This is a genomic window from Variovorax paradoxus (genome assembly GCF_024734665.1).
Lineage (GTDB): Bacteria > Pseudomonadota > Gammaproteobacteria > Burkholderiales > Burkholderiaceae_C > Variovorax.
The window spans coordinates 1,703,807-1,717,525 of record NZ_CP102931.1 but is presented as its reverse complement, the minus strand read 5'-3'; the positions used below and the strand labels follow the sequence as shown (position 1 = coordinate 1,717,525).

At 67.6% G+C, this 13,719-nt stretch carries 12 protein-coding genes; 9 read left to right on the top strand and 3 right to left on the bottom strand.

Annotated elements, in window-relative coordinates; translation table 11 throughout:
- Nucleotides 1–32: 32 nt before the first annotated feature.
- Nucleotides 33–1,241 (bottom strand): DUF2252 domain-containing protein, encoded by a 1,209-nt coding sequence (locus tag NWF24_RS08005; protein WP_258353727.1) that lies wholly within the window; start codon nucleotides 1,239–1,241, stop codon nucleotides 33–35.
- Nucleotides 1,242–1,344: 103 nt separating this feature from the next.
- Here NWF24_RS08005 and NWF24_RS08000 point away from each other — a divergent pair, with 103 nt between their 5' ends.
- Nucleotides 1,345–2,529 carry a hypothetical protein gene (locus NWF24_RS08000; RefSeq protein ID WP_258353726.1) on the top strand — a complete coding sequence of 395 codons (1,185 nt, stop codon included), beginning with the start codon at nucleotides 1,345–1,347 and terminating at the stop codon, nucleotides 2,527–2,529.
- Nucleotides 2,522–3,577, top strand: a complete 1,056-nt coding sequence (locus NWF24_RS07995; protein ID WP_258353725.1) for a site-specific DNA-methyltransferase — start codon at nucleotides 2,522–2,524, stop codon at nucleotides 3,575–3,577. The genes NWF24_RS08000 and NWF24_RS07995 overlap by 8 nt, the downstream gene beginning before the upstream one ends.
- Nucleotides 3,578–3,593: 16 nt before the next feature.
- Here the strand turns inward: NWF24_RS07995 and NWF24_RS07990 are convergent, their stop codons facing one another.
- Nucleotides 3,594–4,400, bottom strand: a complete 807-nt coding sequence (locus tag NWF24_RS07990) for an IclR family transcriptional regulator (protein ID WP_258353724.1) — start codon at nucleotides 4,398–4,400, stop codon at nucleotides 3,594–3,596.
- Between the two features lie 114 nt (nucleotides 4,401–4,514).
- On the opposite strand from NWF24_RS07990, the gene NWF24_RS07985 reads away from it, so the two are divergent.
- Together NWF24_RS07985 and NWF24_RS07980 are read left to right on the top strand one after the other, a co-directional pair.
- On the top strand, nucleotides 4,515–6,155 hold the full coding sequence (locus tag NWF24_RS07985; RefSeq protein WP_258353723.1) for a GMC family oxidoreductase: 1,641 nt from the start codon (nucleotides 4,515–4,517) through the stop codon (nucleotides 6,153–6,155).
- Between the two features lie 60 nt (nucleotides 6,156–6,215).
- Nucleotides 6,216–7,529 (top strand): MFS transporter, encoded by a 1,314-nt coding sequence (locus tag NWF24_RS07980; RefSeq protein WP_093059473.1) that lies wholly within the window; start codon nucleotides 6,216–6,218, stop codon nucleotides 7,527–7,529.
- Between the two features lie 34 nt (nucleotides 7,530–7,563).
- Here the strand turns inward: NWF24_RS07980 and NWF24_RS07975 are convergent, their stop codons facing one another.
- The gene (locus NWF24_RS07975) at nucleotides 7,564–8,034 is read right to left on the bottom strand and encodes a helix-turn-helix transcriptional regulator (RefSeq protein WP_093082070.1); all 471 of its coding nucleotides are present in this window, start codon (nucleotides 8,032–8,034) and stop codon (nucleotides 7,564–7,566) included.
- Between the two features lie 143 nt (nucleotides 8,035–8,177).
- Here NWF24_RS07975 and NWF24_RS07970 point away from each other — a divergent pair, with 143 nt between their 5' ends.
- The 5 genes from NWF24_RS07970 (at nucleotide 8,178) to NWF24_RS07950 (ending at nucleotide 13,713) form a co-directional block, all read left to right on the top strand.
- The gene (locus NWF24_RS07970; protein WP_258353722.1) at nucleotides 8,178–9,239 is read left to right on the top strand and encodes a class I SAM-dependent methyltransferase; all 1,062 of its coding nucleotides are present in this window, start codon (nucleotides 8,178–8,180) and stop codon (nucleotides 9,237–9,239) included.
- 19 nt (nucleotides 9,240–9,258) lie between these two features.
- Nucleotides 9,259–9,480: a DUF1059 domain-containing protein gene (locus NWF24_RS07965; RefSeq protein WP_093059467.1), complete on the top strand. Its 222-nt coding sequence runs from the start codon at nucleotides 9,259–9,261 to the stop codon at nucleotides 9,478–9,480.
- A 164-nt stretch (nucleotides 9,481–9,644) separates the two neighbouring features.
- Complete coding sequence (locus NWF24_RS07960; protein ID WP_258353721.1) at nucleotides 9,645–10,148, top strand: (2Fe-2S)-binding protein; 504 nt, start codon at nucleotides 9,645–9,647, stop codon at nucleotides 10,146–10,148.
- Nucleotides 10,043–12,409 carry a xanthine dehydrogenase family protein molybdopterin-binding subunit gene (locus NWF24_RS07955; RefSeq protein WP_375338444.1) on the top strand — a complete coding sequence of 789 codons (2,367 nt, stop codon included), beginning with the start codon at nucleotides 10,043–10,045 and terminating at the stop codon, nucleotides 12,407–12,409. Before NWF24_RS07960 ends, NWF24_RS07955 begins: the two co-directional genes overlap by 106 nt.
- Complete coding sequence (locus NWF24_RS07950) at nucleotides 12,406–13,713, top strand: c-type cytochrome (protein ID WP_097198582.1); 1,308 nt, start codon at nucleotides 12,406–12,408, stop codon at nucleotides 13,711–13,713. Before NWF24_RS07955 ends, NWF24_RS07950 begins: the two co-directional genes overlap by 4 nt.
- Nucleotides 13,714–13,719: the final 6 nt, after the last annotated feature.

Below are 13,719 nucleotides of genomic sequence, written 5' to 3'. Positions count from 1 at the left end.
GTCGACCACCAGGACACACGGCCAGAGGAAGGCTACGCCAGCTTCCCCGCGTCGTAGGCCTCGCAGTAGACCTCCCAGTCGCTCTCGACCTGCGCCGCACACTGGTGCGCCGCATCCAGCAGATCGCGCCGCCACGACTTCGCCGAAGCGCCGAAGTCGACCAACGCATCCGCGATGGCCGAGCCCTGGCGCCCCGAACTGCGCAGGTGCGCCCAGGCCATCATCTGCCCCATTTCCCCGATCACGTCGCGGACCTGGTCGAGCCCGGTGTGGCGCACGTCGAGGGTCACCCGGTCTTCGCTGGGCTGCAGGTCGCGCAGCACGTAGGAAGACTTGCCGTCGACGATCGGGTGCAGGAAGGCCATCGACACGGCCTGCATGCGGCGCTGCAGTCCCACGACGCGGTGCGCATTCGACGGCCACACGGGCTGCTTGATCTTCTTCAGGTGCGGCACGAGCGACGACACGGGCGCCTGCTTCAGGTCGAGCAGGTAGTTGCCGTCGGGCGATCCCTTGCCTTTGACGAGGACAACATAGCGCTCCACGCCCAGGCTGCCGGTGCCGGCGATGCGATGCGCCACATGGAGCACTTCGAAGAAGCCGGGGTTGTTCTGCGTTGCCGCGAATGCGGCGACCAGTTTCTTCGCCCGGTCCTGATCGGCCCTGTCGGCTGGCAGCGCATGTTCTTCATCGAGCAGGATGAGTCGGCGGCCGTTCTTCTTCCGCTCGGTGCGCTTGTCCAGAAACTCGGGCCGGGTCCGGGCCTTGAGCTTCGCCAGCAGGTCATGGATCAGGCCGCCGGCGGTGTCGCGCTCCACCCAGCGGGCCTTGCCGAGCGCCAGTGCACCGGCATAGCCATCGAGGAACACCTTGCACAGCGCATTCGCATCGTCGCGCGAGGCACGCAGGCTGTCGCCGGCCACCAGGATGCTCGTGAGGAATCGCACCAGCTCCCACGTTACCGGCGCGAGTGCCGCTTCATCGAAGTCGTTGAGATCGAAGTACGCGAGCCGGTTGTCGCCCTTGTAGCTGCCGAAGTTCTCCAGATGGGCGTCGCCGCACAACCAGGCGGTCGGCGCCTTGACGAACAGTGCATCGGCCGGCAGGCGGTCGTAGAACAGGTGGCAGGTGCCGCGCAGGAAGACGAACGGACTGGAGCGCAGCTTCTCGTACTTCATCGCCAGGCGCTCGGGGTCGCGGCCGGCGTTGAAGTTGCGGATGGTTTTGACGACATTCGCCATGGCGTTGCTTCTCCCGGTTGGTGAGCGGCAGATTCTCGTTCAACGCGCGCGGCGCAGTGTCGTATCGTTGCGGGTGCATCGACTCCTGGCTCCTTCGCCCGACATGCCTTCCGCAACGCCATCCAACAGTGCCACGCGCGTGCCCATCGTCCCCATGGACAGCGTGGCCGTCGCCGACCTGCCACGCAGCGCGAGTTCCCCGTTCTTCGAGCGCCTGCGCACCGCCGCCGCGCAGGTCAACCTGCGTGCGCCCGACCCACGGCAGGCGGCACGCTGGCACTCGCACTCCATTGGCGGTGTCCGGCGGCGCCTTGCGCAGCCTCTGACCTTCACGCCGTACGCAGCCGTTCAGCCCTGCTCGGCGCGCTGCGGCTTCTGCTCGGAAAATCTTCGCAAGGCCGATGGCGGCGTGCCGGCCTCTCGGCTGCGGCCCGACGGCACGTACTTCGATGGCCTTGCACGTGCACTGCGGGCCTTGCGCGGCGTGCCGCTCTCGTGGTCGCTCTCGGGCCTGGAGACCAGCGACGACGCCGGCTGGATGCTGCAGCTGCTCGACACGCTGGCCGCCGCTGAAGCTGGCGACGGACCGTGCGTCGAAGACCGCGTGCTGTACACCAACGGCGCTGGCTTTTCCAAGGCGGGCGGCGCCACTCTGACGCGTGCGCTGCAAGACTTCGGCCTGAGCTGGCTCGAACTGTCACGCCATCACCACGAAGGCGCAACCAACCAGGCCATCATGCGTTTCAGGCCCGGGCTGGAGATCGGCGACCAGGCGGTGTTCGAACGCACCGCGCGGCAACTGGCCGATGCGATGCCACTACGCATGGTGTGCATTCTTCAGCACAGCGGCGTCGCACGGCCGCAGGACGTCTCGGCCTACCTCTCGTGGGCGCAGCAGCACTGCGGCGCCGGCACCGTCGTCTTCCGGGAGTTCTCCCGGCTCGACGGCAGCTACCGGGACAACGCCACGGCGCGCTACCTGCACGCCCAACGGGTGCCAATGGACGTGCTGCTGACAGCCTGCCTCGACGACGCCGCCGTCTCGCTCGGATGGACGGTCGAGAGCCTGACCGAGGGCTACTACTTCTGGAACCTGCGCCTGCGCACCGCGAATGGCCTGTCCGTGATCTTCGAGAGTTCCGACTACGGCGCCATGCACGCGCGCCACGCGACCGAAGACATCTACAAGCTGGTCTACTTTCCCGATGGGCAGCTGTGCGCCGGCTGGGAGCCCGGGCGCGACGTGCTGCTCGACACGCGTTCAGTGCAGGTGCATGCCCATGCCTAGCCACAGCTGGCTGATGCTCGGCCACGAGTCGCCGAGCCACCGGCTGCCCGACGACCTGCGTGCGCGCGACCCGCTGGGCGCGCGCGACTGCGGGTGGGTCGAGCAGATGACGCCGTTCGTGCGCCAGTTCTCGCAGCGCGGCGACACGGTCTTCGATCCCTTCTCGGGTTTCGGCACGACCTTGCTTGCGGCGCGCCTGGAGGGTCGGCTGGCGGCAGGCTGCGAAGTCGACGCGGACCGCATTCAGCTCATCCGCGAACGGCTGGCGCGCCACGGCATCGGCGACAGCGACGTCACCCTGCTGCACGGCTCATGCGATGCGCCCGACAGCGACGCGCTGCAGCCCTTCGAGCTTTGCCTCACCAACGTGCCCTACTTCGGATGCCAGTGGCCGGGCGCATCCGCAGCCTCCCAGCTCTACGACAGCCACAGCTATGCGCAGCACCTGGAGGGCCTGCGCAACGTGTTTCACGCCGTTCGCACGCGTTTGCGCGAAGGCGGCCATTGCATTGCGATGGTGCAGAACATTCGCCTCGGCGACCGCGTTCTACCCTTGGCTTTCGATCTCGCACGCATCCTCGGTGCGCTCTTCACCATGGAGGAAGAGCGTGTGCTGATATATCCGCATGAGGAGAAAGCGACCGCCGACAGCGAAGCTTTCGCAGCGCGCACGGATCGCCGCCACGAATACGCGCTGGTGTTTCGCAAGCAGCGCGCGCGCATCGACCTGCAGGGCACGGCCCGGTTGCTCGATGCGCTGCGCGCACAGGGCCATGTCTTCACCCTGATCGGCAGCTTCGCGCGATGGCTGCGCGACCCACAAGGCACACCGCCGGCCGATGCCGACATTCGCGTCGACCCCGATCCGCAGCGCCTGGATGCGCTGTTGCATGAACTGCGCAACCAGGGCTTCGCGCTGACGAGCTGGGACGAACCCGTCACCCTTCCCCTGCATTTCGAGAGCTACCGCGGGCGCTATTACTTCCGCGCGGAAAGAATCGACAGCGACGGCGCCATGGTGAGGCTGGACATCAGCTACGAAGGGTAAGAGCAAGCCGGCAAGCTCAGAGCAGCCCGCTCATCTTTCCTGCCGCGGCCTTCAACGCATCGATGCGCTTCACCGCATCGTCCATCGACATCCGCGCCGTCGGCGCATGCACCGCCAGCGCAGCACGCACCGCACCCGCCGCATCGCGCACCGGCACGGCCACCGCCACCAGCCCGGCGATGAACTCCTCGCGGTCGCACGAATAGCCAATCTTCGCGATCGCCTCGCACTCGGTGCGCAGCGCAGCGGCCTTGGTGATGGTGTTGGCCGTCATGCGTTCCAGCGGCAGCTTGTCGATGAGCGCATCGCGTTCCTTCTTCGGCATCTGCGCGAGAAACAGCTTGCCGCTGGCCGTGCAGTGCAGCGGCACGTGCGAGCCCACGTCGAGCGTCAGCCGCAGCGGCCATTGCGCTTCCACGCGGTCCAGATACAGCACCTGCGCACCGTCGAGCGTGGTGAGGTTGCAGGTTTCGCCCACCTGGCGCACCAGTTCCGACAGCACCTCGTGCCGCAGCCCGCGCACCACGCCGTGGTTCAGCGTGTCGAAGGCGAGCTTGCGCAGCGCAGGGCCGACGCTGAACGAGCGCTCGTCCACGTCGCGCGCCAGGAAGCCGGTGGCCAGCAACTGGGTGCAGATGCGGTGCGCCGTGCCCTTGGGCAGGCCGAGCTGCGCGGCCAGCTCGGCGAGAGTGAGCGCGCGGCCTTCGTTGGCCAGCAGCGCGAGCAGGCGCAGGCTCCGCTCGGCCGACGAACCGGAGCCGGAAGCGGACTCCGCCTCCTCTGGAGAAATCACTGCGGCGGGCGCGCGCGCGGGACGGGGCATGCGGGTAAACCTTAAAAATGGAACATTGCGTTCCGAAAATCATTAGCCTAGGATGCGGCCGAGCGAAGCGATTGTTCCACTCCCGGACCCCACAGGCCCCTACAGGACCCCTTCATGCCTGAAGAAGAGTTCGACTACATCGTCGTCGGCGCCGGCTCGGCCGGCTGCGTGCTGGCCGGCCGGCTGAGCGAAGACCCGGCCACGCGCGTGCTGCTGCTCGAAGCGGGGCCTGCCGACCGCTCGCTGTGGATCCACCTGCCCATCGGCTACGGCAAGACGATGTGGAGCCCCACCTACAACTGGCGCTTCGAGACCGACCCCGACCCGAACATGAACGGCCGGCGCATCTACTGGCCGCGCGGCAAGACGCTGGGCGGATCGAGCGCAATCAACGGCCTGATCTACATCCGCGGCCAGCGCGAGGACTACGACCACTGGGCCGCGCTGGGCAACGCCGGCTGGGGCTACGACGACGTGCTGCCCTACTTCATCAAATCAGAAGGCAACCAGCGCGGCGACGACGCCTTCCACGGCGGCAGCGGCCCGCTGAAGGTTTCCGACATCGCCGCGAAACACGAGCTGATCGAAGCCTGCATCGACGGCGCCGGGCAGACCGGCGTGCCGCGCACCGACGATTTCAACGGTGCCGCGCAGGAAGGCGCGGGCTACTACCAGCTGACCACGCACAAAGGCTGGCGCTGCAGCACGGCCAAGGCCTACCTGACGCCGGCCGTGAAGCGCCGACCCAACCTGCGCATCGAGACCGAGGCGATGGCGCAGAAGCTGGTGTTCGATGGCCGGCGTGCAGTCGGCGTCACGTACCGGCAAGGCAGCGAACTGAAGACCGCGCGCTGCCGCGCCGAGGTGCTGCTGTCGGCCGGCTCGATCCAGTCGCCGCAGCTGCTGCAGCTCTCGGGCATCGGGCCGCGCGCATTGCTCGACCGCTTCGGCATTCCGGTCGTGCACGAGCTGCCCGGCGTCGGCGAGAACCTGCAAGACCATCTTCAGATTCGCCTTGGCTACGAGTGCACCAAGCCCATCACCACCAACGACCAGCTCAACTCCTGGTTCGGCCAGATGGGCATGGGGCTGGAATGGCTGCTGCACCGCACCGGCCCGCTGGCGGTGGGCATCAACCAGGGCGGCTGCTTCATGCGCGCGCTGAAGGATGAAAACGGCAACCCGGTGGCAGCCACGCCCGACATCCAGTTCCACGTCGCCACGCTCTCGGCCGACATGGCGGGCGGCAAGGTGCATCCGTATTCGGGCTTCACGATGTCGGTGTGCCAGCTGCGGCCGGAGTCGCGCGGGCATGTGCGCATCCGCTCGCTCGACGCGGCCGAGCCGCCGGAGATGCAGCCCAACTACCTCGCCACCGAGCTCGACCGCGCGACCACCGTGGCCGGCGTGAAGGCCGCGCGCGCCATCGCCGATTCACCCGCGATGCGGCCCTACGTGAAGCGCGAAGTGAAGCCCGGCCCCGATGCCGCCAGCGACGCCGACCTGCTGGAGTTCTGCCGCAACAACGGCGCCACCATCTTCCATCCCACCGGCACCTGCCGCATGGGCAGCGATGCGCTCGCGGTGGTCGATGCGCGCCTGCGCGTGCACGGCGTGGCGGGGCTGCGCGTGATCGACTGTTCGGCGATGCCGACGCTGGTGTCGGGCAACACCAACGCACCCGCCGTGATGATGGCCGAGAAGGCCGTCGACCTGATCAGAGAGGACGCGAGAGCGGCGGCAGCCGCGCACTGAGTTTTTGCAAATCACAAGGCCCGCAGAGGCCGCCACGACAACCTCATCGGAGACAACGACATGAGCGCAAGCGACGAGAAAGCGATTCGCAGGGTGGTGGTCTCGGCCCTGGTGGGCGCCACCATCGAGTGGTACGACTTCTTCCTGTACGGCGTGGTGGCCGGCATCGTATTCAACAAGCTCTACTTTCCGGGCAGCGACCCGGTGGTGTCGACCTTGCTGGCGTACACGACCTTCGCGGTGGGCTTTGTCACGCGGCCGCTGGGCGGCGTGATCTTCGGCCACTTCGGCGACAAGATCGGCCGCAAGAGCATGCTCATCATCACGCTGATGATCATGGGCGTGGCTACCTTCCTGATCGGGCTGGTGCCCACCTATGCGCAGATCGGCATTGCGGCGCCGCTGCTGCTCTTGCTGCTTCGCGTGGCGCAGGGCATCGGTCTGGGCGGCGAATGGGGCGGCGCGGTGCTGATGGCGTACGAATACGCACCGAAGGAAAAGCGCGGCTTCTATGCCTCGCTGCCGCAGATCGGGCTGGCCATCGGCCTGTGCCTGGCCTCGGGCGTGGTGGCGCTGCTGTCGTCGCTGCTCACCGACGAGCAGTTCCTGGCCTGGGGCTGGCGCATCGCCTTCCTCATCTCCGGCGCGATGGTGATGGTGGGCATGTACATCCGCCTGCACGTGAAGGAAACGCCGGAGTTCGCGGCCGTGAAGGCGCGCAACGCCGAGCTGCGCATTCCGTTCATGGACATGATCCGGCGCTACCCCGGCAATGTGCTCAAGGGCATGGGCGCGCGCTACATCGACGGCGTGTTCTTCAACATCTTCGGCGTGTTCTCCATCAACTACCTCACGACCACCATCAAGATCAGCCGCACCGAGGCGCTGCTGGGCGTGATGGCGGCGGCCGTGGTGATGTGCTTCGCCATTCCCTTCTTCGGGCGCATGTCCGACCGGCTGGGGCGGCCCCGGGTATACATGTGGGGTTCGCTCATTACTGCGGTGTCGGCGTTCCCGGGCTTCTGGCTCATGACGCACAGCGGCGGCAACGTGATGCTCATCTGGCTGTCGATCATCGTGCCCTTCGGCATCCTGTATGCATCTGTGTACGGGCCGGAGGCTGCTTTGTTCTGCGATCTGTTCGATGCGAAGGTGCGCTACACGGGCATCAGCTTCGTCTACCAGTTCTCGGGCATCTTCGCCTCGGGAATCACGCCGATCATCGCGACCGCGCTGCTCAAGTCTGGCGGCGGCGAGCCGTGGCAGATCTGCCTGTACGTGCTGTTCGCAGGCGTGGTGTCGGCGGTGTGCGCGTGGATGATCGGGCGGTCTGCCTCGCCGGCCGATGCGCCGGTGGCGGTGGCCTCGCGCTGACGGCGAGGGCCGGCCGGCCCCGGCTGCTCCTTCCCTATGGGCTCCTGTCCATGCCGAGCGCGCGCATCACGGCCGCCGTGCGCGTCTCGACGCCCAGCTTCACGTACACATGCTCCAGGTGCTTGTGCACGGTGCGTGGGCTTATCTCCAGCAAGGCGGCGATCTCGGCGTCGGTCTTGCCGCGCGAGAGCCAGTGCATGACGTCGCCCTCGCGGGGCGTGAGACCGGCAGCCGGTGCTTCGGGCAACGGCGCCTCGGCGCGGCAGGCCAGCCGGTACAGGAAGGCAACCGCCACCGCGTGCTCCAACCCCGCGCGCCGGTAGTAGTCGGCCTGCAGCGCAGCGCGGCGGAATTCGCGCCGGCCCGGCGACTTTGTTGCGATGCGGTGGATTGCGCGCAAGCCATCGTTGCCGGCGCCGTGATGCCGCACGGGCGAATGCCCGGACTCCAGTTGTTCCAGCAGGCGAAGTGCGCTCGCGCGATTGTTGCGCGTCAGGTTCGTCATGGCATGCCCCTTTCACGGTGCATACGCATTGCTGCGTATGGCGCCTGCACGCATCGAGACGCAGGATGCTTGCAGGCCCTTTGCCGCGAACAGTATAGGCAGGCGGGGGGCGCGCGGGCCGCCCACCGGCGAAGGAGATACACATGGCTATCGACGAAACACGGCTTAACGCGTTCATGGGTAACTTCGTCCACGACATCGGCGCCGTGATGCACGCGGCAACCATCGTCGTCGGCGACCAGCTCGGCCTGTACAAGGCGCTGGCCGAAGGCCCCTCCACCGCGGAGGCACTGGCCCGCCGCACCGAGACCGATCCGCGCTACCTGCGCGAATGGCTCTCGGCCCAGGCCGCCAGCGGCTACGTCGAGTACGACCCCAAAGGCGAGCTGTTCTCGCTGACCGAGGAACAGGCCTTCGCGCTCGCCGAGGAAGGCAGCCCGGCCTTCGTGCCCGGCGCCTTCCAGATCGCGGTGGCGCAGTTCAAGATCATTCCCAAGATGGTCCAGGCCATGCGCACGGGCCTGGGCATCGGGTGGCACGAGCACGATCCCGCGCTCTTCCACGGCACCGAGCGCTTCTTCCGGCCCGGCTATGCAGCCAACCTGGTGAGCCAGTGGATCCCGGCGCTCGAAGGCGTGTCGGCCCAGCTCGATCGCGGCGCGCGCGTGGCGGACGTGGGCTGCGGGCATGGCGCGTCGACGCTGCTGATGGCACAGGCCTATCCCCAGTCCAGCTTCGTCGGCTTCGACTATCACCTGCCCTCGATCGAGCATGCGCGCGAAACGGCGCGCAAGGCCGGTGTCGACGATGAAAAGCGCCTGCGCTTCGAGGTCGCGAGCGCCAAGGATTTCCCGGGCGAAAACTACGACCTCGTTGCGTTCTTCGACTGCCTGCACGACATGGGAGACCCCGTCGGCGCGGCGGCGCACGTGCGCGGCAGCCTGAAGCCGCAGGGCACGTGGATGCTCGTGGAGCCCTTCGCCAACGACCGGCTGCAGGACAACATGAACCCCGTGGGGCGGGTTTTCTATTCGGCGTCGAACTTCATCTGCACGCCGGCCTCGCGCTCCCAGGAAGTGGGCCTGTGCCTGGGTGCGCAGGCCGGCGAGGCGCGCCTTCGCGACGTGGCCGCGCAGGGCGGCTTCTCGCACTTCCGCCGCGCGAGCGAGACCCCGTTCAACCTGATCTTCGAAGCACGTCCGTAAGGACATTCAAGGAGCCACCATGTCACGCCAATACATCGACTGCCGCGAGTATCCGAGCACGACGAACTGCAGCGTCGCGCTATCCGCCGACTCCGAGAGCGAATTGCTCGATGCTGCTGTGCAGCACGCCGTGGCCGTCCACGGCCATGCCGACACGCCGGAATTGCGCACGCAGCTGGCAAGCCTGTTCAAGACCGGCACGCCGCCGCTGCAGGCGCCCGCGCAGAAGGTGCCCGCCTGACGATCCTGCGCGGCGATGAATACCTTCGGGTGCTTTCGATAAGCGCCCGTCGATGAAACCCGGGTAACCCAGTTGAGCGTTGCCCTGTCCGCCAAGCGCGCTTTCCGAAGTCGCGCTATGGTTCGCGCTGCCACCCACGGCGAACCAGAAAAAAGGCGGGGCCCATGATCGATCTCAACATCAACGGCCAGTCCGTTGCCCTCAACGCGCCCGAGGACATGCCCCTGCTCTGGGCATTGCGCGACATCGTCGGACTTACCGGCACCAAGTTCGGTTGCGGCATCGCGCAGTGCGGCGCCTGCACCGTGCACCTCGACGGCCAGCCGGTGCGCTCATGCGTGCTGCCGGTCGGCTCGATAGGCAAGAAAGCCGTCACCACCATCGAAGCCATCTCGCAGACCCCTGCGGGCAAGAGCATCCAGAAAGCCTGGCTCGATGTCGACGTGGTGCAGTGCGGCTACTGCCAGTCGGGGCAGATCATGTCCGCGGCCGCGCTGATACAGCGCACGCCCAACCCGAGCGACGCCGACATCGACCTGGCCATGTCGGGCAACGTCTGTCGATGCTGTACCTACTCGCGGATACGCGCGGCCATCAAGCAGGCCGCCACCGGCAAGGCCGAGGTGCTGCAGTCGGTGGTCGCGATGCCGGCAAGGAGCGCATCGTGAAGGCCGCCGGTATCGGAGGCATCAGCAGGCGCGCCGCCCTGCAGGCCGGCGGCCTTGCGCTGGCCTTCACCTGGGTCGGAGGCAGCAAGGCCTTCGCCGCAATCAGCCCCAGGCAGCAGCCGGCCGACGCGGCCGCCGCACTCGCCGACGGCAACCCGGCATTCGCACCGAATGCCTTCATCCGCATCGACGCCGACGGCGGCGTGCGCCTTGTGATGCCGATGGCCGAGATGGGCCAGGCGATCTACACCGGCTCGGCGATGCTGCTGGCCGAAGAACTCGGCGTCGAGCTCGACCAGGTGCGCGTGGAGCATTCACCGCCGAACGAGGCGCTCTACGGCATGCCGCTGCTCGGCGGACAGATCACCGGCGGCTCGACCAGCACGCGCGGCACCTATGGCGTGCTGCGCGAAGCAGGCGCTGTGGCGCGCACGCTGCTGGTGAGCGCCGCCGCCGCGCAATGGAAGGTCGAACCCGCAAGCTGCACGGTTGCGCGCGGCGTGGTGAGCCATGCGGCATCCAACCGGCAGCTCGGCTTCGGCGCGCTCGCCAGCGCCGCCGCCAAGCTGCCGATGCCGGAAAAGGTGACGCTGAAGGAGCCGAAAGATTTCAAGCTGATCGGCCAGCCGCTGCGGCGCGTCGACTCGGCCGGCAAGGTCAACGGCACGACGCAGTTCGGCATCGACGTGCGCCTGCCCGGCATGAAGGTGGCAACGGTCAAGGCCTGCCCCACGCTCGGCGGCGTGCTGGCCTCCGTGGACGACAAGGCGGCGCGCGCGATTCCCGGCGTGATCGACGTGCTGCGCATCAAGGACGCGGTCGCCGTGGTGGGCGAGCATTTCTGGGCCGCGAAGCGCGGCCTCGATGCATTGAAGATCCAATGGACGCCGGGGCAGAACGCCACGCTCACCACGCAGCAGCTGCGCGCGGCGCTGGCCAACGCGCTGGCGAAGGACAAGGCCATCATCGGCAAGGAAGCCGGCAAGCGGCCCGAGGGCACGCTGGTGCAGGCCACCTACGATCTGCCGATGCTGGCCCACGCGACCATGGAGCCGCTCAACACCACGGTGCACGTGCGGCCCGACCAGTGCGAGATCTGGGTCGGCACGCAGGTGCCCACGCGCTGCGTGAGCGCCGCCGCAAAGATCACCGGCCTGGCCGAAGACAAGGTCGTGGTGCACAACCAGTACCTGGGCGGCGGCTTCGGCCGACGGCTCGAGACCGATTCGGTCGAGCAGGCCGTGGCCTTCGCCAAGCAGGTGCCCTACCCGCTCAAGGTGGTGTGGACGCGCGAGGAAGACATCCGCCACGACATCGTGCGGCCGATGTACCACGACGACATCTCGGCCGTGGTCGACGGCGAGGGCCAGATCCTCTGGTTCGGCGACCGCATCTCGGGCGGCACGGTGCTGGGCCGCTGGGCCCCCGCCTTCATGGGCAAGGACGGCATGGACGGCGATTTGATCGAGTGCGTTGCCGAGCCCTGCTACGACCTACCGAACCTCAAGGTCGAGTGGGTGCGGCACGACATGCCGGCGGGCCTGAACGTCGGCTGGTGGCGCGGCGTGGGGCCGACGCACAACCTCTTCGTGATGGAAAGCTTCATCGATGAGCTGGCGCACCGCGCGAAGAAAGACCCGGTGGCCTATCGGCGCGCCATGCTGAAGAAGAACCCGCGCACGCTCGCGGTGCTCGACCTGGCGGCCAGCAAGATCGGCTGGGGGCAAGGCACGCTGCCGGCGCGCGTCGGGCGTGGCGTGGCGGTGGGCGATGCCTTCGGCAGCCGCGTGTGCGCCATCGTCGAGGCCGAGGTCACGCCGCAGGGCGAGGTGCGCATGCGTCGCGCGGTGGTCGGGCTCGACTGCGGCATTGCGGTGAACGCGAGCTCCATCGAGGCGCAGATCCAGGGCGGGCTGCTGTTCGGGCTGAGCTCGGCGCTCTTCAGCGAGATCACGGTGCGCGACGGCGCCATCGAGCAAAGCAACTTCCACGACTACCGGATGTTGCGCATCAACGAAGCGCCGCCGATAGAAGTGCACACCGTCAAGAGCGGTGAGGCCCCCGGCGGGCTCGGCGAAGTCGGCACGGCCATTGCCGCACCGGCGCTGGCCAACGCGATCTTCGCGGCCACGGGCGTGCGCCTGCGCGAGCTGCCGGTGAACCGCGCGCTGCTGGCGCAGGACAAGGAGGCGCTGAAGAAAAAGATTGCCGGTGCCGAGTCCAGCGGGCCCACCGGGCTTGGCGAAAGGAGCGCAGCATGAAGCGGCTTCTCAAATTTCTGGTGGCGGTGTTCGTCGTGGGCGCGGCGCTGTATTTCTTTTTGAACCGCACCGACAAGTCTGAGGGCGAGGCGCCGGTGCTGGCCGGCGCGCCCAGCGACGCGGCGCTGCTCGTGCGCGGCGAATACCTCACCAAGGCCGCCGACTGCATCGCATGCCACACGGTGCCCGGCGGCAAGGGGCAGCCCTTTGCGGGCGGCCTGCCCTTCGTGCTGCCCTTCGGCACGATCTACTCGTCGAACATCACGGCCGACCCGGAAACGGGCATCGGCAAATGGAGCGACGACGACTTCGTGCGCGCGCTGCACGACGGTGTGCGCGCCGACGGCAAACGCCTGTACCCGGCGTTCCCGTACACCTCGTACACCACGCTGAGCCGCAACGACGTGCTCGCGATCAAGGCCTATATCTTCAGCCTGCCCAAGGTGAACCAGCCGAACAAGGAGGCTGACCTGGGCTTCCCGTTCAACCAGCGCTGGGCGATGGGCTTCTGGAACGCGGCCTTCTTCAAGAGCAGCCGGTTCGAGGCCGACGCGTCGAAGCCGCTTGCGTGGAACCAGGGCAAGTACCTCGCCACGGCGCTGGGCCACTGCGCGGAATGCCATACGCCGCGCAACTTCGCATTCGCGATGGATGCGGGCAACAACCTCGCGGGCGAATCGATCCAGGGCTGGCGCGCCTACAACATCACGTCGGATGCGAAGAACGGCATCGGCGCATGGAGCGACGCCGAGATCGCCTCTTACCTCACGACCGGCCATGCCGACGGCCGCGGCTCGGCCTCGGGGCCGATGGGCGAAGCTGTGGAGCACAGCCTGCAGTACCTGAAGCCGGAAGACGCTTCGGCGCTGGTGAGCTATCTGCGCACGGTGCCCGCCAAGGCCGGCAAAGACCCGATCGAGGTCGATGCGAAGGCGCCATGGGCCGTGGCCGCGAGCGCGGCGGCGCCCGCGGCCAACACGGCCGAGGGCCACGAGCAGGGGCTCAGGCTCTTCGCCGCGGCATGCGCGAGTTGCCACCAGTGGAACGGACAAGGCCAGCAGACCGCCAACGCATCGCTGCTTGGAACGCGCGGCGTGAACGACCCCGACGGCTCCAACGTCACGCAGATGATCCTGCAGGGCGTGCGGATGCACGTGCACGACAGGGAGGTCTACATGCCGGCGTTCGGCAAGGCCTACACCGACACCGAAGTCGCGGCGCTGGCCAACTACGTCATCGCGCAGTTCGGCAACAAGCAAGGCACGGTGACGCCGGAATTCGTTGCAAAGCAGCGCACGCGCTAGCTGGAT